Annotated in this window: 20 protein-coding genes; 16 read left to right on the forward strand and 4 right to left on the reverse strand. The window is 54.7% G+C overall.

The annotated features are described in order from the left end of the window. Positions 1–57 precede the first annotated feature (57 nt). The 7 genes from FHW17_RS00580 (at position 58) to FHW17_RS00610 (ending at position 6,058) form a co-directional block, all read left to right on the forward strand. Positions 58–762, forward strand: a complete 705-nt coding sequence (locus FHW17_RS00580) for a glutathione S-transferase N-terminal domain-containing protein (protein WP_113095020.1) — start codon at positions 58–60, stop codon at positions 760–762. A 193-nt stretch (positions 763–955) separates the two neighbouring features. After that, positions 956–2,617: an L-lactate permease gene (locus FHW17_RS00585; RefSeq protein WP_112523989.1), complete on the forward strand. Its 1,662-nt coding sequence runs from the start codon at positions 956–958 to the stop codon at positions 2,615–2,617. Between the two features lie 146 nt (positions 2,618–2,763). Beyond that, positions 2,764–3,060, forward strand: a complete 297-nt coding sequence (locus FHW17_RS00590; protein ID WP_112523411.1) for a hypothetical protein — start codon at positions 2,764–2,766, stop codon at positions 3,058–3,060. 179 nt (positions 3,061–3,239) lie between these two features. Next, positions 3,240–3,554, forward strand: coding sequence for a quaternary ammonium compound efflux SMR transporter SugE (sugE, locus tag FHW17_RS00595; protein ID WP_112523992.1), 315 nt, complete (start codon positions 3,240–3,242; stop codon positions 3,552–3,554). Between the two features lie 48 nt (positions 3,555–3,602). Next, positions 3,603–4,385, forward strand: a complete 783-nt coding sequence (locus FHW17_RS00600; RefSeq protein WP_182508996.1) for a molybdopterin-synthase adenylyltransferase MoeB — start codon at positions 3,603–3,605, stop codon at positions 4,383–4,385. A gap of 9 nt (positions 4,386–4,394) precedes the next feature. Beyond that, the gene (locus FHW17_RS00605) at positions 4,395–5,648 is read left to right on the forward strand and encodes an aconitase X catalytic domain-containing protein (protein WP_182508997.1); all 1,254 of its coding nucleotides are present in this window, start codon (positions 4,395–4,397) and stop codon (positions 5,646–5,648) included. After that, entirely contained in the window at positions 5,645–6,058 is a 414-nt protein-coding gene (locus tag FHW17_RS00610; RefSeq protein WP_182508998.1) for a DUF126 domain-containing protein, read from the forward strand. Before FHW17_RS00605 ends, FHW17_RS00610 begins: the two co-directional genes overlap by 4 nt. Before the next feature lie 296 nt (positions 6,059–6,354). On the opposite strand, the gene FHW17_RS00615 is transcribed toward FHW17_RS00610, so the two are convergent. After that, positions 6,355–7,356 (reverse strand): D-glycerate dehydrogenase, encoded by a 1,002-nt coding sequence (locus tag FHW17_RS00615; protein ID WP_112523994.1) that lies wholly within the window; start codon positions 7,354–7,356, stop codon positions 6,355–6,357. Between FHW17_RS00615 and FHW17_RS25145 the strand changes: the two genes are divergently transcribed. Together FHW17_RS25145 and FHW17_RS00625 are read left to right on the forward strand one after the other, a co-directional pair. Continuing rightward, positions 7,289–7,501, forward strand: coding sequence for a hypothetical protein (locus FHW17_RS25145; protein WP_162700490.1), 213 nt, complete (start codon positions 7,289–7,291; stop codon positions 7,499–7,501). The two genes, FHW17_RS00615 and FHW17_RS25145, sit on opposite strands and share 68 nt — an antisense overlap. 94 nt (positions 7,502–7,595) lie before the next feature. Continuing rightward, a complete protein-coding gene (locus tag FHW17_RS00625) occupies positions 7,596–8,102 on the forward strand; it encodes an SH3 domain-containing protein (protein WP_227988208.1) in 507 nt (168 codons plus the stop codon). A 2-nt stretch (positions 8,103–8,104) separates the two neighbouring features. Here FHW17_RS00625 and FHW17_RS00630 read toward each other — a convergent pair whose 3' ends face one another. Next, a complete protein-coding gene (locus FHW17_RS00630) occupies positions 8,105–9,004 on the reverse strand; it encodes a DMT family transporter (RefSeq protein ID WP_210275773.1) in 900 nt (299 codons plus the stop codon). Between the two features lie 111 nt (positions 9,005–9,115). Here FHW17_RS00630 and FHW17_RS00635 point away from each other — a divergent pair, with 111 nt between their 5' ends. The 3 genes from FHW17_RS00635 to FHW17_RS00645 all read left to right on the forward strand — a co-directional run bounded on the left by FHW17_RS00635 (position 9,116) and on the right by FHW17_RS00645 (position 10,720). After that, on the forward strand, positions 9,116–9,994 hold the full coding sequence (locus FHW17_RS00635) for a LysR substrate-binding domain-containing protein (RefSeq protein WP_182508999.1): 879 nt from the start codon (positions 9,116–9,118) through the stop codon (positions 9,992–9,994). Positions 9,995–10,091: 97 nt separating this feature from the next. Continuing rightward, a complete protein-coding gene (locus tag FHW17_RS00640) occupies positions 10,092–10,337 on the forward strand; it encodes a type II toxin-antitoxin system prevent-host-death family antitoxin (RefSeq protein WP_112523427.1) in 246 nt (81 codons plus the stop codon). Continuing rightward, the gene (locus FHW17_RS00645) at positions 10,334–10,720 is read left to right on the forward strand and encodes a type II toxin-antitoxin system VapC family toxin (RefSeq protein ID WP_112523430.1); all 387 of its coding nucleotides are present in this window, start codon (positions 10,334–10,336) and stop codon (positions 10,718–10,720) included. The genes FHW17_RS00640 and FHW17_RS00645 overlap by 4 nt, the downstream gene beginning before the upstream one ends. Before the next feature lie 66 nt (positions 10,721–10,786). On the opposite strand, the gene FHW17_RS00650 is transcribed toward FHW17_RS00645, so the two are convergent. After that, positions 10,787–11,248, reverse strand: coding sequence for an Lrp/AsnC family transcriptional regulator (locus FHW17_RS00650; protein WP_113095501.1), 462 nt, complete (start codon positions 11,246–11,248; stop codon positions 10,787–10,789). Positions 11,249–11,350: 102 nt separating this feature from the next. Between FHW17_RS00650 and FHW17_RS00655 the strand changes: the two genes are divergently transcribed. Beyond that, a complete protein-coding gene (locus FHW17_RS00655) occupies positions 11,351–12,316 on the forward strand; it encodes a DMT family transporter (protein WP_182509000.1) in 966 nt (321 codons plus the stop codon). 6 nt (positions 12,317–12,322) lie between these two features. Here FHW17_RS00655 and irrA read toward each other — a convergent pair whose 3' ends face one another. Continuing rightward, entirely contained in the window at positions 12,323–12,754 is a 432-nt protein-coding gene (irrA, locus tag FHW17_RS00660; protein ID WP_091878642.1) for an iron response transcriptional regulator IrrA, read from the reverse strand. A gap of 223 nt (positions 12,755–12,977) precedes the next feature. Here irrA and fabA point away from each other — a divergent pair, with 223 nt between their 5' ends. The 3 genes from fabA to fabI are packed head-to-tail and all read left to right on the forward strand — an operon-like array spanning position 12,978 to position 15,582. Further along, entirely contained in the window at positions 12,978–13,493 is a 516-nt protein-coding gene (gene fabA, locus FHW17_RS00665) for a 3-hydroxyacyl-[acyl-carrier-protein] dehydratase FabA (RefSeq protein ID WP_091878644.1), read from the forward strand. A gap of 32 nt (positions 13,494–13,525) precedes the next feature. Beyond that, a complete protein-coding gene (gene fabB, locus FHW17_RS00670; protein WP_113095026.1) occupies positions 13,526–14,755 on the forward strand; it encodes a beta-ketoacyl-ACP synthase I in 1,230 nt (409 codons plus the stop codon). An 11-nt stretch (positions 14,756–14,766) separates the two neighbouring features. Further along, positions 14,767–15,582: an enoyl-ACP reductase FabI gene (fabI, locus tag FHW17_RS00675; protein ID WP_112523439.1), complete on the forward strand. Its 816-nt coding sequence runs from the start codon at positions 14,767–14,769 to the stop codon at positions 15,580–15,582. Positions 15,583–15,625 lie beyond the last annotated feature (43 nt).

Here is a 15,625-nt window from a genome sequence, read left to right on the forward strand (position 1 = left end):
CCCCATCAAACAAAGCTTCTACGGCCCTCAGCCACTTGATCCAACAAAGGAACCCCTATGTCTGATCTTTCGTCCTTCCCAATCACCAAACGCTGGCCAGCCCAGCATCCTGAACGTCTCCAGCTCTATTCCCTGCCAACGCCGAACGGCGTGAAAGTATCGATCATGCTGGAAGAGCTTGGTCTGCCCTATGAGGTTCATCTCATCGACATTGGCAAAAACGAAAGCTGGACACCGGAATATCTGGCACTCAACCCGAATGGCAAAATTCCTGCGATCATCGACCCGGATGGTCCTGATGGTAAGCCGCTGGCACTGTTCGAATCCGGCGCGATCCTGCTCTACCTCGCCGAAAAGACCGGCAAGTTCCTGCCCTCGGATCCAGCGCGTCGCTACGAGACAATTCAGTGGGTGTTCTTCCAGATGGCCGCGATTGGCCCGATGTTCGGTCAGGTTGGCTTTTTCCACAAGTTTGCCGGTCGTGAAATCGAGGACAAGCGCCCGCTTGAACGTTACCAGAATGAATCCAAGCGCCTGCTTGGCGTGCTGGAAACGCGTCTGGAAGGCCGCCAGTGGATCATGGACGATGAATACACCATCGCCGATATCGCCACGCTTGGCTGGGTGCGCAATCTGGTCGGCTTCTATGGCGCGGGTGATCTTGTCGACTATGCCAGCCTGAAGAACGTACCGGCATGGCTGGAACGTGGTCTTGCCCGTCCGGCAGTACAGCGCGGTCTGGATATCCCCAAGCGCCCGTAAAAGCCTTTATTCCAGCATTGCCTGTTGAAAAACCTGTGAATGCCGCCGTTTTGGCGGCGTTCGCTTTTTGCCCGGTTGCATTCTCCCGGCAGAGCCGTAACTAATAGACCAATCTGACACATATATTAGAGTACCGGACGATTGTTCGAGGTATTCGGATCGTCGCGGTGCTCCATGATGGGGGGGCATTATGATGTGGAATCAGGTCTATAATCCGTTTGGCAATTCCGTTCTTTCAACACTGGCAGCAGCGATACCTGTTGTCGTGCTCCTGGCGATGATCGCATCCAACAAGGTCAAGGTACACATTGCAGCAATCATTGCGTTGATTGTCGCCAATCTCATTGCAATCTTTGTGTTCACCATGCCTGCCGATATGTCGATCCGGGCATCGCTGCTTGGCGTCATCACCGGCTTTTTTCCCATTGGATGGATCGTCCTCAACGTCATCTTCCTCTACCGGCTCACGGTGGAAAAAGGCGTGTTCGAAACGCTGCAAAACACCATTGGCGGCGTAACGCGCGACCGGCGTCTGCAAATCCTGCTGATTGCCTTTTCCTTTGGTGCGTTCTTCGAAGGTGCGTCGGGTTTTGGAACGCCTGTGGCCGTGACCGCCGCAATTCTTATCGGCCTTGGCTTTTCGCCGCTGGCAGCATCCGGGCTTTCCCTGATCGCCAATACGGCCCCGGTAGCCTATGGTGCTCTGGGCACACCCATTGCAGGGCTTTCCAGCGTCACCGGCATTGATCCTTTTCTCCTTGGCGCCATGGTTGGCCGCCAGCTGCCATTCTTCTCGCTGATCGTGCCATTCTGGGTTGTCTGGGCCTTTGCCGGATATAAGGGCATGAAAGAGGTCTGGCCGGCAATTCTCGTCACCGGCGTTTCCTTCGCCGTGCCGCAGTTTCTCATCTCCAACTTTATCAATCCATGGATCGTTGATATCGGTGCATCGCTGATCTCCATGGCCTGTCTCATCGGCTTCCTGCGCATATGGCAGCCAAAAGTCATATGGACATCCGCAGCATTGCGTACCCGCGATGATTCCGCCTCGCAGGTCCCACCGGTAAAGACAACCAAGACAACACCAACCCGGGCAGAAGTCTGGGCCTCGATGACGCCGTGGATCATTGTCTGCGCCGTGCTCCTGCTCTGGGGTACCGACTGGTTCAAGAATACAGTCAATCCATGGGCGACCTTGAGCTACAGCGTTCCCGGTCTCAACAATCTGATCATGAAAGTAGCGCCCATCGCGGCACAGCCAACACCTGAAAAAGCGGTCTTTGCCTTTACATGGCTGTCCTATACGGGCTCAGGCATGTTGATTGCGGCTGTTATTTCCGGGCTCGTCATGGGCTACAGGCCCATGGAAATGCTCAAAGTATATGGGCGCACGATCAAGCTCTGCTCCTATTCCCTCATCACCATTTCCGCCATGCTGGCCATTGGAACGCTGACACGCCTTTCGGGTATCGACGCCACCCTCGGGCTCGCTTTCGCTGCCACAGGCGTGCTCTACCCGTTTTTCGGCACATTGCTGGGCTGGCTGGGTGTTGCCCTGACGGGATCGGACACCGCTTCCAATGTGCTCTTCGGCAATCTGCAGAAAATCACATCCGAACAGCTCGGCCTCTCGCCGATCCTGATGGGCGCTGCCAACTCATCAGGCGGTGTCATGGGCAAGATGATCGACGCCCAGTCCATCGTCGTCGCTTCGACAGCCACCAACTGGTACGGGCATGAGGGGACGATCCTACGCTTCGTCTTCAAGCACTCGATCATCCTTGCCTGCCTTGTCGGCGTGCTTGTGATGCTTCAGGCCTATGTCTTTACCTGGATGATCGTTACGCCGCCTTGAGCGCAAGCGTCGGCCAACAGGCGTCGCGGCTTTAGCTGGCCGCGATTGGTTTAAGTTATTTTCGCATGCCTGTCGGTTTTTAACTCGCCTATACGTCCTATTGTGCAACGCCCGGCGTGGGGCGCATGTCAGAAGGAAAGAATGAAATGACACAATCACAAAAAGTGCAGGTGGAAAACGTCAACCATCCCGGCAACAAACAGCGCCTCGATCAGGCCAAATATGATGCTATGAAAGAGGCCTATCTGCAGGTCCTGCCAGCAGCGACGCCCGGCCTGACCGTGGCTGAAATTCGTGAACGCCTGACCGATGTGTTGTCACAGGAGCACTTTCCCGGCGGCGCCAAGGCCGGATGGTGGGCAAAGGCTGTGCAACTTGATCTGGAAGCCAAAGGCGTAGTGAAACGGGAAAAGACCAGCCCGATACGTCTATATCTGGCCTGAATTGACGCAATTCCATTCATTATCCTTGATGTTAAACACCAAAATTACTCAGCCTTTCAGCCCTTGCCTGCGCATTCGCCCCAGCCTAGATAGAGCCATGGAGGACGCCCTCCTCGCGGCATGACGTGCAGCGGATGAACACAGCCGGGACGGCCCGCATTTGGAAAAGGATGGTCGTCATGGCCTGGATTTATCTCGTTATCGCAGGACTGTTTGAAATTGGCTGGGCTATCGGGCTCAAATATACGGATGGGTTTACCCGTCTGACGCCTTCGGTACTGACCGGGGCAAGCATGGTTATCAGTGTTGTGGTTCTTGGACTTGCCTTGCGTGAATTGCCCGTAGGCAGTGCCTATGCGGTCTGGACCGGCATTGGCACAGTGGGTACTGCCCTGCTTGGCATGTATCTCTTCGGTGAACCGGCAACAGTGATCCGTCTTGTCTGTATCGGCCTGATCGTATCCGGTATTGCCGGCTTGAAATTTCTCGCCTGAGACAAATCGGATGCTGCCTTCAGGCTCAATCTTGTTCTAATGTGAGATATGACCGAGCCTGAAAACCCAGCATTTACCTCAACGGAACTCGAGCGCTATGCCCGCCACATCATCCTTGCGGAGATCGGCGGGCCTGGCCAGCAAAAGCTCAAACGTGCCCGCGTGCTTGTTGTGGGGGCTGGCGGGCTTGGCGCACCGGTGCTGCAATATCTGGCAGCCGCCGGTGTTGGCACCCTCGGCATTGTCGATGATGACCGGGTTTCGCTGTCCAACCTGCAACGGCAGGTCATCCATGATACGGAGCTTGTCGGCTCAGCCAAGGTGGAAAGCGCTGCCCGGGCCATTGCTGCGATCAACCCACACGTAACGGTTGAGGCGCATGAAATACGGGTTGCACCTGACAATGTTGCCGATCTTGTCAGCCGCTATCACATCGTCGTTGATGGTTCGGATAATTTTGACACACGTTATCTGCTGGCAGATGCCTGTGCAGCAGGAAAACGCCCGCTGGTTTCGGCAGCGCTTGGGCGCTTCGATGGGTCTTTGACGACGCTCAAGCCCTATGAGCAGAACGCCAAGGGTGAGCAAAATCCATCCTATCGCGATCTCTTTCCGTCGCCGCCGCCACCGGGACTTGTGCCTGCCTGCGCAGAAGCGGGCGTTCTTGGTGTGCTGCCGGGTGTGATCGGCAGTCTGCAGGCCACGGAGGTCATCAAGCTGATTACCGGTGTGGGTGAACCGCTCATCGGTAAGCTGCTGCTTTACGATGCTTTGAGTTCGCGGTTCGAGTCGATCAAGTATAGAGCAAGTGCAGCCGGGGCCGCGGCGTGAGCGTGATCCATGCCGCTTGAGCTGACACCCGAGCAGCAGGCAATCGCGAGCGGCGCGCGTGGTGAAGGCGCGGCAATGGCAATGCGCATTGTGGCCGCAACGGCCCGGCAGATGGGTGCGCCCTCTCTCATCCCCATTGCATCCGCCCACATTGATGGCGCGCTCTATCACGGCGATTCCGGCACGCTGTTTGCCGAGAAACTGGTGGAAGGCGGAGCGAAAGTTGCCGTGCGGGCGACACTCAATGTCGGCTCGCTTGACTTGACCGGCTGCTCCAAAAACCGGCTTGAGCCGCGTGAACGCGGCATGGCGCGGCGCATGATGGATGCCTACCGGACGCTTGGCTGCGAACCGACATGGACCTGCGCGCCCTATCAGGCGGGCCATCGCCCTGCCCTTGGCAGTGATGTTGCCTGGGGCGAATCCAATGCGGTGGTTTTCTGTAATTCCGTTTTGGGTGCGCGCACAAACCGTTACGGCGATTTTCTGGATATCGCCTGTGCCATATCAGGCTATGCCCCCTATTATGGTTTTCACCGGCCGGAAAACCGTCGGGCCAAAATTATGTTCGATGTCACAGGTCTTGAAGCCAGCTTTCTTGATTCAGAAGTAGCATGGCCGATTCTCGGCAGCCTGTTTGGGCGGGAAGTTGGAGATTCTGTCGGCGTTGTCGCCGGTATCGACCATCATCCGGGCGAGGATGCATTGAAAGCCTTTGGTGCAGCCTCGGCATCAGCAGGTGCTGTCGGGTTGTTTCATGTGGCGGGTGTGACGCCTGAGGCGCCCGATCTTGCCACAGCATTGCACCATCAGACACCTGAAACGGTGATCAAGGTGAGCGGCGATATGATCAGAGATTCACGCCGCAGACTATCGACCGTGGCAAACACGGAAACCATCAATGCGGTAGCGATTGGCAGCCCGCATCTTTCCAGCACTGAATTTGATCGTCTGGAGGCACTGATCGCCGGGCGTCGCCTGAGCGTGCCACTCTATGCCTGCACCGGCCGCCACGCACTGGCTACACTGGAGAGCAGCGGCAAGCGTCAGACACTGGAGAAAAGCGGCGTCATTATCGTTGCCGATACCTGCGTCGTCGTTACGCCTATCCTGCCCGATATCGACAATGCCGTGCTCATGACCAATTCGGGCAAGTTTGCACATTATGCACCGGGAAATACGGGTTATGGCGTTATTTACGGCTCAATGGCCGAGTGTGTGGAAAGTGCCGTAACCGGGTGTCCCGTATTTGGTGCCGCATGACTGAGTTTCAGACGGAAATCCTCGTGAAGGGACAGCCAGCAAAGGCCGAGGCGCTGGTGCTGACGGCCCCGATCAGTTTCTGGGGCGGGGTTAATCCCCAAACAGGGCTGATTGCCGATGTGCGCCACCCGCAGCATGGCGTGGCAATCACCGGAAAGGTGTTGTGCCTTCCGGGAACCATTGGTTCTTCATCTGCCGCCGCCGTGCTTCTGGAGCTTGTCTATGCGGGCCTCGCCCCCGCTGCAATTGTCCTGCATGAACCCGATGCCATCCTTCTGCTTGGATTGATCGTGGCTCAGGAAATGGGCCACGTAACGCCAATGGCCCTGAAACTTGATCGCAAGGCGTTTGGGTCTCTGTCCCATGAGATTTTACAGATAGATGCAGCTGGGATGATTTCAATCCGATAGAACTGTTTGCAGGTTCGTGGTTCGTGGTTCGACAAGCTCACCATGAGGAGAGTGGGGATGCAAGGCTAATCGCAGAGATTGCAGATCACAAAGTTTGCAGAATTTAGCGCCTATACCCCCTCCCTTCGTCATCCTCGGGCTTGACCCGAGGACCTATAGTTTGAAAGAGCCCGCATCCATGTTGACCTGATATTTTTAGCCATGGGTCCTCGGGTCAAGCCCGAGGATGACGGAGAGAGATATTGCTCTCATGGTTGTCGAACCACGAACCATCCCACAAAACTGATACAAATCGGCTATACCCTGTTGGGCAAAACCCGATCGGGCGGGCGATGACCGTCAATGAAGGTGCGGATGTTGATGATCACCTTCTCGCCCATATCAATGCGGCCTTCCAGCGTGGCAGAACCCATATGCGGCAGGATGACGACTTTGCCCGCTTTGGCGAGCTTGCGCAGTTTCGAATTCACCGCTGGCTCGTGTTCGAACACATCAAGTGCGGCGCCGGAGAGTTTTCCGGTTTCCAGCTGGGCAATAAGCGCCTGTTCATCAATGATCTGGCCGCGGGCCGTGTTGACGATAAAGGCGGAGGGCTGCATCAGCGCCAGCCGCCGTGCCGACAGCAGATGGAACGTCGCGGGAGTAGACGGGCAATTGACGGAGACGATATCCACCCGCGCCAGCATCTGATCGAGACTGTCCCAGTAGGTAGCTTCCAGTTCAGCTTCCGTTTTGGGGCTGACGGGCTTGCGATTGTGATAGTGGATCGACAGGCCGAATGCCTTGGCGCGGCGGGCAACGGCTGTACCGATGCGGCCCATGCCGACAATACCGAGGCGCTTGCCCCAGATACGGCGTCCGAGCATCCAGGTCGGGCCCCAGCCCTCCCATTTGCCATCATCGAGAAGAATGGACGCGCCTTCCACCAACCGGCGCGGCACGGCCAGCATCAGCGCCATGGTCATGTCAGCGGTGTCTTCGCTCAGGACATTGGGCGTATTGGTAACAGTGATGCCGCGTTTGGCGGCGGCGGGGACATCGATATTATCGACGCCATTACCGAAATTGGCGATGAGCTTGAGATTGGGACCGGCTGCATTGATGATCTCTTCATCGATACGGTCAGTAACAGTCGGCACGAGAACATTGGCTTGCTGGACGGCTTCAATCAGTTCCGCCTTCGACAATCGCCGGTCATCGACATTCAACCTGGATTCGAAAAGTTCACGCATGCGCGTCTCAACGGAATCGGGCAACTTTCGGGTGATGACGACCAGAGGCTTTTTGCTAACCAATATTCCCCTCCCTTTTTCCGATGGTATTGAGACCTCTTTAACCAAACCATTGCAAACTGCAATCGCTCTTGAGTTCCGCTTCCTGTCTATCAAGGCGGCGCATCAAAGACAAAGAAAAATAGGGATCGTTTCTCGTTCAACCGCATAATCGCCGGAAAAGAGCAGGGAATGATGAAGGACTGGTTTTGTTGGGCATCTCATTTATTCGTTCTTTCGCACTGACTACAGGCATTGTCTGGGCCATTTTGCTGGCCTCGCCTGCCGCGATACCGGGCTTTGCAACGGCGCAAGCCGCGGAACAGGTGGGGCCGAGCGGCCTCCCCTTGCCGCGTTTTGTCAGTCTGAAACCCGGCCGCGTCAATTTGCGCGTGGGTCCCGGACGTGATTATGCGGTGACGTGGCTGTTCCTGAAATCCGGGCTGCCGGTTGAAATCGTCCAGGAATATGACAATTGGCGGCGCATTCGCGATTCTGAAGGGACAGAAGGCTGGGTCTATCAGTCCCTGCTCTCAGGCAAGCGCACGGCCATGACCGCACCGTGGCAGCGCGACAAGGACAATGTCATGCTGAATGTCTATCGCAGCGCCGATGACAAGGCTGGTGTCGTGGCGCAGGTGCAACCCGGCGTTCTGGCAACCCTCAAGAACTGCAATGGGGACTGGTGCCGGCTGGTTTTCAGCGGTGCCAGCGGCTGGATGCGGCAATCGGATATCTGGGGCGCTTATCCCGGCGAGAAATTTGATAATTAGATTTATACGACCTCGCGCCCACGTCGATTTTGCGACCGCTGGAACATAAGAATCGCCGAGATGACAATGATAACACCGATAATGGTGAAACCTGTCACAACGGTGCCAAAAACAATATAATCAAAAGCCATGGTAAAAATCGGCACCAGATAAAACAAAACGCCTACCTTGCTCGCGGCTTCATTGGAAAGCATGTGGAAGAGCAGGAGAACAGCGCCAACGGACACAACGCACACCATCCACACGACGCAGAAGGCGAATTGAGCCGTCCACACCACATTCCATCCCTGAAAAGCAATAATGATGAGAAAGACAATGGAAGCGGCTGTGTATTGATAAATCACTGACGCGATCGGATGGATGTTCAAATGCTTTTGATACACAGAGCCCATCGTGATCGCGAGAACCGATGCAAAAGCAAACAGAACCCCGCTTCCGCTCATGGCGCTTACATCCTTGGCACCGTAAACGACCAGACTAAGTCCCGCAAAACCCACGGCTAGCGACAGATATCCCCTGATACCAATAATTTCCCGCGCAAAAATGGGCGTGAGAATGGGTTGAAGACCCAGAATGATTGCCAGAGTGCCCGGTGCCAAATCATGATCAATTGCCAGAAAAAAGAAGCTTTGATAGGCGACCTGCAGCAACAGCCCGGCGACCATGGATTTCACTATCAGGCTTTTGGATACAGAGAGCGTTTCACGTATTTCCCTTGGCAACAGAACGCTGCTGGCAACTGTAATCACCAACAGCGCCCCGACAGCCCGCAGAACCAGAAACGACCAGACGGAGCCATTCTCAAGGCCCAGTTTTACAAATATTGCGCCGCTGCTCCACATCAGCAAAAACAGCACGGGAGCGACCTTGACGAGATTTCGCACAGACAGCTCGATTTCCATTGTTTTGAACGATGCCCGGCATAATATTCATTCAGAATTGCCCGTAAAATTAGAAATAACGATCTCCTCAATCACACAATATGATTGCCTCCTTTATACAGGATTTGGCCGATGGATATGGATAGCTCACAGTTGCGCGCCTTCGTGACAGTGGCTGAATTGAGAAGTTTTTCGCGCGCATCATTGCAACTCAATCGCGTTCAATCTGCCGTCAGCCAGCTTATCCAGCGGTTCGAGGCGAACATAAATGCGAAGCTCTTTGTCCGCGAGCATGGCAGGATCAGTTTGACAGCAGAGGGAGAAGCACTCCTGCCCTATGCGATAAAGATGCTTGCGATCAACGACGAGGCGGTTGCGATGCTATGCCGTTCGCAGCCAGCTGATTGTTTGCGAATTGGAACATCGGACACCTATGCGGCGTGTTTTCTTCCCCCAATACTCGCCATGTGCAAAGACATTCGTTCAAACCTGCAAATCGAATTGCATTGCGGCTACAGCGAAAAAATCTGGGGTGATTTTGCCTGTGGTGAGTTGGATATCGTCCTCACGCAGAATTGCCCGGCTGACATCATATCCGAAACGCTTCATATAGAGCCGCTGCAATGGGTTTGTTCCAAGGCAAGCGATGTCCACAGGGCAGAAACCGTGCCGCTGGCCCTGTTTACCAGAGGTTGTGCTGATCGGGATTTGGCCGTGAAAACTCTGGCAAAAGCAAAGAAAGATTACGCAATCTGCTATCAGAGTACCAGCCAAGCTGGAATATTGGCAGCGGTGTCATCAGGCATGGCGGTGTCCGCAATAGCGGCCAGCACACAAACGCCGTCGTTCAAGTCTCTTGATGAGTCCGACGGATACCCTGCTTTGGGAAATCTTGAGATATCCCTCGCCTATCGTGATCATCGTGATCATCGTGATGACAGCGCAACGTCGCTCTTCGCAAATGTCGCAAGGTACTATTTCAAGACGCTGCCTAAATCCGCACACGCCTAGATATGAAATTAGTAAGCCGCCCGCCAAAGGAGGACCGCATTGCAATTGGGCGCTATATAGACTAAGTAAACTAAACTAAGTTTACTAGGAGCGCGCAATGCGAACCGTCAATATACATGAGGCCAAAACCCATCTTTCCCGTTTGCTCGAGCAGGCGGCGCGCGGAGAACCATTCGTCATCGCCAAGGCTGGCAAACCTATGGTCAAGGTAACAGCGATTGATGCTCCGACCGGCTTGGACGCACGCCGTTTGGGGTTCATGGCCGGACAAATCACCATACCCGACGATTTTGACCGGATGGCCAGTGACGAAATCAACCAGTTGTTCGGCAGCGACGAATGAAACTGCTGCTCGATACACATCTGCTTCTTTGGGCTGCCGGATCACCTGAAAAGCTGACGCCCGGTGCTCGCGCCGCAATAGAAAACCCGCTGAATGAATTGCTTTTCAGTTCGGCCAGTCTCTGGGAGATCGCAATTAAGCGCGGGCTAGACCGGGTCAATTTCCAGATTGATGCACGTGTACTCAGGCGCGGGCTTCTGGATAATGGATATCAGGAATTGCCGATCACGAGTGAGCACGCCGTTTCAATCGAAAGTCTGCCGCCGATCCACAAAGATCCATTTGACCGCATTCTGATTGCGCAGGCAACGGTAGAGGGTATTACCCTGCTGACAGCGGACACCATCGTCGCGCGATATCCGGGCCCCATCCAGATTATTTAGCTTAGCAATCGGCCGCGTTTTTGCGCAGGTGGATGATCATGCCCGCACAGACATCAAACGTTTATCTCAAAGAGGCGGCAGGCGGCGTTTCACTGATGTTCCTTTGATAATGGCCGTACTGGTCACTGCATATTGGGACAGGGCCTCCAGAACATCGTCCATCTGCTTGATCGTCTGAACAATTAAGCGCGCGAGAAACGGATCGTCCCCGGTGACTCTGTCGCATTCAATAAATTCCGGGCACTCTTGGATAAGCTTCTCGACGATATGCAATTTGCCGGGAAGTGGCCTTATGCGCACCATCGCACGAATTTGATATCCCAACACATTGGTATCCACATCCAGCGTGAACCCTCGTATGACGCCTGTGGATTCCAGTCGGCGTACACGCTCAGTCACGCTTGGCGATGACATTCCGACCATTCGTGCCAATTCGCTTATTGAGAGACGGGCATTTGCATCAAGAGCCGTTAAAATGCGGATGTCAGTTTCGTCTAAAGATGATTTTTGGGATTGAAGGGATTTCATAAATTTTACCTTTAAAATAGCAGGAGCACTCAAGGCATAGGCTCCAATCTTCCATATAAATCATGGGGTGGCGTCTGCATAATTTCTTCAAAGGAGAAATTCATGCAGTTTGGTATTTTTGCCGGTCTGACGACCTGCGCACTCTGGGGTTTGACATTTGTAGCGGCAGGGGTAGTCGAGCCATTTTCCGTATGGGATTTGACTATCGCACGCTATGGCGTTTTTGGCGTGGCCTGCGCCGTATTAATGTTTTGGCGTCGTTTCCGGCCCGTCGGATTACCCTTTCCCAGACTTGCAACGGGACTATTTTTAGGCGCGACTGGCCATGTCGGCTATTTCGTTTGCGTCGCTTTTGCAACGACATTGTCTGGCGCGGCAATTCCACCCATCATTATCGGCACAATGCCGGTCCTCCTCGCCATCATTGCGAATAGACGTGACCATTCCGCACCATGGCGCTCGCTGATACTTCCGCTTGCGCTTATCGCAACCGGTGTTGGCATTATCAATGCGGCGACTATCAACGAAGCTCCAGCGCGTGATATTTATCCTATCCTGCTCGGTATTCTTGCGTCGGTCACAGCACTTGCTATCTGGATTGTCTATGGCCTGGTCAATGCATCGGTCATGCGCGCCAAAAATGCTCCAGACGCTTTGCAATGGACCGGGCTACAGGGATTGGGTGCCGCTATTGGCGGCCTGATGCTTCTGCCTTTGGCTTCTTTTGAAACTGTCAACACCGTCTCCACTGCTGACATTTATAACTTTGCAGGATGGGCTTTGCTGATGGGCGTGGCCGGATCATGGCTGGCCACATGCTGCTGGGTCGTGGCGTCCCGGCGACTGCCGCTTGCATTTTCTGCACAGCTTATTGTTGCCGAAACCATTTTTGGATTGGGCTATGGATTCGTGTTTGAAGGTAGAGGACCATCTGTTGCCGAAACAATCGGCGCACTGCTTCAAATAATCGGCGTTTGCTCAGCTATAAATGTTTTTAGAAAATTCGCGCAGCCAACAGCCGACGAACAGCCACTACCAGCAGCGAAAGAGGCCAACCCAGCGATTTAAGCAAAATCAGCCGCGCTTTTTGCGCAGGCGGATGATGATGTCCACATTGACGATTTCCATGCCCTCAGGCACAGGAGGAAGGCTGCCGACCATGGCAGAACCATCGGGAATATCAATCACTTCATTTTCGCCTTCGACGAAAAAGTGGTGATGATCGGAAACATTGGTGTCGAAATAGGTCTTTGCCCCTTCCACAGCCAGAATGCGCAGCATTCCCGCCTGGGTGAACTGGTGCAGGGTGTTATACACAGTTGCCAGCGAAACCGGCACATTGGCGCCCAGCGCCTCTTCATGCAGTTCTTCCGCTGAAAGGTGGCGATCACCCTTTGCAAAGATCAGGCTGGCAAGCGCAATACGCTGACGGGTAGGACGCAAACCCGCAAAGCGCAGGCGCTCTTGCAAGGGTACGTCGGCATCAATCTCATAAGAAATATGCATGGCCCGTCTGCCACTCCGTTAAATGATATCAAAAGTCTCACCATAGACTGTTGTCTATCGTGTTACATCATTGATATATGCCGTCTTGCGAAATCGATCAATAGGCTGCAATTCAGCCATTCCGTTAGGGATAAGCCAACAGACCGTTTTCAGCAAGAAACACTCTGTGATAGGGTCCGCCCGCGCAAAAGCGCCAGCATTGAAGCAATTGATGGGAGACAGAATGCCAGAACAGAAATCAAGCTACGGGTATGAAGAGCTTCTTGCTTGTGCCCGCGGAGAGATGTTCGGCCAGGGCAATGCCCAGTTGCCAGCGCCACCCATGCTGATGTTCGATCGCATTACCGAGATTTCCGAGACCGGCGGCGAAAACGGCAAGGGCTATATCCGCGCCGAATTCGACATCAAGCCGGACCTGTGGTTCTTTCCCTGCCACTTCATTGGCGATCCTGTCATGCCGGGTTGCCTTGGCCTTGACGCCATGTGGCAGATGACCGGCTTCTATCTGGGCTGGCTCGGCGAGCCCGGAAAGGGCCGCGCCCTGTCGACAGGCGAGGTGAAATTTACCGGTATGGTCACACCAAAGACCAAACTTGTTGAATATGGTATCGACTTCAAGCGTGTCATGCGCGGACGTCTGGTGCTTGGCATTGCGGACGGCTGGTTAAAAGCCGATGGCGAAACTATCTATAAGGCAACTGACCTGCGGGTTGGCCTGTTCAAGGAAAGCGCGGCCTGATAGGGCAGCGCAATACCTTCAAGGAGATCGCGATGCGGCGAGTGGTTGTGACGGGGATGGGTATCGTATCCTCTATCGGAAATAATGTGCAGGAAGTGCTGGAATCCCTGCGTGCAGCGAAATCGGGCATTGTCTTCGCCGAAGACTATGCAAAATACGGTTTCCGCAGTCAGGTACACGGCGCTCCTACGCTTGATCCGACAACGCTGGTCGACCGGCGCGCAATGCGGTTTCACGGTGGTGGAACGGCCTGGAACCATGTGGCCATGGATCAGGCAATCGCCGATGCCGGTCTCGATGAGAGCCAGATTTCCAACGAACGCACCGGCATCATCATGGGTTCCGGTGGTTCATCCACCCGTACAATCGTGGAAGCTGCCGATAAAACCCGCGAATCGGGTTCGTCCAAAAAGGTCGGCCCCTTTGCTGTGCCGAAAGCCATGTCTTCAACCGCTTCGGCAACACTTGCCACATGGTTCAAGATCAAGGGCGTCAATTATTCCATCTCATCGGCCTGCGCGACCTCCAATCACTGCGTCGGCAATGCTTACGAGATGATCCTTTACGGCAAGCAGGACATGATGTTTGCCGGCGGCTGTGAAGATCTCGACTGGACCCTCTCCGTGCTCTTTGACGGCATGGGTGCCATGTCATCCAAGTTCAATGACAGGCCTTCGGTAGCTTCACGCGCCTATGACAAGAATCGCGATGGCTTCGTTATCTCCGGCGGTGCCGGTGTGCTGGTTCTGGAAGAACTGGAACACGCCAAGGCACGCGGCGCCAAGATTTACGGCGAGATTGTCGGCTACGGCGTCACCTCAGATGGTGCCGACATGGTTGCACCGAGCGGCGAAGGCGCTGCCCGCTGCATGCGCATGGCAATCGAAAACGTGAAGGGCAAGGTGGATTACATCAACCCGCATGCCACATCGACGCCCGTTGGCGATCTCAAGGAGATCGAGGCGATTCGCGAAGTGTTTGGCACGGCAGAAGCCGGTTGCCCGCCAATCTCGGCGACAAAATCGCTGACCGGCCACTCGCAGGGTGCCACTGGCGTACACGAATCAATCTATTCGCTTTTGATGATGAACCACAATTTCATCGCCGAAAGCGCCAATATCGAAGAACTCGATCCGGCATTCGAGGACATGCCTATTGTGCGCAAGCGGATCGACAATGCCAAACTGGATACGGTTCTGACCAACTCCTTCGGATTTGGTGGCACCAATGCAACGCTGGTGTTCCAGCGGTTCCAGGGTTGAGAGGGAAGAATATGGGTGAACTGATGAAAGGCAAACGCGGTCTCATTATGGGAGTCGCGAACAGCCATTCCATTGCCTGGGGAATTGCCAAGGAACTGGCCGATAATGGCGCAGAGCTTGCCTTCACCTATCAGGGTGACGCATTCGGCAAGCGCGTTGCGCCGCTGGCCGAACAGCTGGGCTCAAAGCTGCTGCTTGCCTGCGATGTCGAGGATATTGCGACTGTTGATGCGGTGTTCGAGACGCTGGAAAAGGAATGGGGCACGATCGATTTCATCGTACATGCCATCGGCTTTTCCGACAAATCACAGCTCAAGGGCCGCTATGCGGATGTGACCACACGCGATAATTTCAGCCGCACAATGGTGATCTCGGCCTATTCCTTCACGGAAGTGGCTCAGCGCGCCGCAAAGCTGATGAAGAATGGCGGCTCAATCCTGACGCTGACCTATGGCGGTTCGACTCGCGTTATGCCGAACTACAACGTCATGGGCGTGGCAAAGGCGGCTCTGGAAGCCATGGTGCGCTATCTGGCGGCGGATTACGGTCCGGAAGGTATTCGCGTCAACGCGATCTCTGCTGGCCCTGTGCGCACGCTTGCCGGTGCGGGCATTGGCGATGCACGCGCCATGTTCTCCTACCAGAAGCGCAATGCGCCGCTGCGCCGGACCGTTGATATCGAAGATGTCGGCCGTTCTGCTCTCTATCTTCTGTCCGATCTTGCGAGCGGTGTAACCGGTGAAATCCATTATGTGGATTCCGGCTACAACATCGTATCGATGCCAACGCTTGAAGAATTGAAGAAATCCGACGACGGCAAGGAGTAAATCCTCCTGCCAGAACTGACAGTAGTCCCGTGAAATCAGGCTT

Source organism: Phyllobacterium sp. P30BS-XVII (assembly GCF_014138335.1).
Lineage (GTDB): Bacteria > Pseudomonadota > Alphaproteobacteria > Rhizobiales > Rhizobiaceae > Phyllobacterium > Phyllobacterium meliloti.

What these genes read in the sequence shown, in the direction of transcription:
- sugE (WP_112523992.1), top strand. Translation starts at nt 3,240, where the DNA reads ATGGCCTGGATTTATCTCGTTATCGCAGGACTGTTTGAAATTGGCTGG.
- FHW17_RS00630 (WP_210275773.1), bottom strand. Translation starts at nt 9,004, where the DNA reads ATGGAAATCGAGCTGTCTGTGCGAAATCTCGTCAAGGTCGCTCCCGTG.
- FHW17_RS00585 (WP_112523989.1), top strand. Translation starts at nt 956, where the DNA reads ATGTGGAATCAGGTCTATAATCCGTTTGGCAATTCCGTTCTTTCAACA.
- FHW17_RS00605 (WP_182508997.1), top strand. Translation starts at nt 4,395, where the DNA reads ATGCCGCTTGAGCTGACACCCGAGCAGCAGGCAATCGCGAGCGGCGCG.
- FHW17_RS00655 (WP_182509000.1), top strand. Translation starts at nt 11,351, where the DNA reads ATGCAGTTTGGTATTTTTGCCGGTCTGACGACCTGCGCACTCTGGGGT.
- fabB (WP_113095026.1), top strand. Translation starts at nt 13,526, where the DNA reads ATGCGGCGAGTGGTTGTGACGGGGATGGGTATCGTATCCTCTATCGGA.
- FHW17_RS00650 (WP_113095501.1), bottom strand. Translation starts at nt 11,248, where the DNA reads ATGAAATCCCTTCAATCCCAAAAATCATCTTTAGACGAAACTGACATC.
- FHW17_RS00610 (WP_182508998.1), top strand. Translation starts at nt 5,645, where the DNA reads ATGACTGAGTTTCAGACGGAAATCCTCGTGAAGGGACAGCCAGCAAAG.
- FHW17_RS00635 (WP_182508999.1), top strand. Translation starts at nt 9,116, where the DNA reads ATGGATATGGATAGCTCACAGTTGCGCGCCTTCGTGACAGTGGCTGAA.
- FHW17_RS00640 (WP_112523427.1), top strand. Translation starts at nt 10,092, where the DNA reads ATGCGAACCGTCAATATACATGAGGCCAAAACCCATCTTTCCCGTTTG.
- FHW17_RS00580 (WP_113095020.1), top strand. Translation starts at nt 58, where the DNA reads ATGTCTGATCTTTCGTCCTTCCCAATCACCAAACGCTGGCCAGCCCAG.
- FHW17_RS00600 (WP_182508996.1), top strand. Translation starts at nt 3,603, where the DNA reads ATGACCGAGCCTGAAAACCCAGCATTTACCTCAACGGAACTCGAGCGC.
- FHW17_RS25145 (WP_162700490.1), top strand. Translation starts at nt 7,289, where the DNA reads ATGCGCGTCTCAACGGAATCGGGCAACTTTCGGGTGATGACGACCAGA.
- fabA (WP_091878644.1), top strand. Translation starts at nt 12,978, where the DNA reads ATGCCAGAACAGAAATCAAGCTACGGGTATGAAGAGCTTCTTGCTTGT.
- fabI (WP_112523439.1), top strand. Translation starts at nt 14,767, where the DNA reads ATGGGTGAACTGATGAAAGGCAAACGCGGTCTCATTATGGGAGTCGCG.
- FHW17_RS00645 (WP_112523430.1), top strand. Translation starts at nt 10,334, where the DNA reads ATGAAACTGCTGCTCGATACACATCTGCTTCTTTGGGCTGCCGGATCA.
- FHW17_RS00590 (WP_112523411.1), top strand. Translation starts at nt 2,764, where the DNA reads ATGACACAATCACAAAAAGTGCAGGTGGAAAACGTCAACCATCCCGGC.
- irrA (WP_091878642.1), bottom strand. Translation starts at nt 12,754, where the DNA reads ATGCATATTTCTTATGAGATTGATGCCGACGTACCCTTGCAAGAGCGC.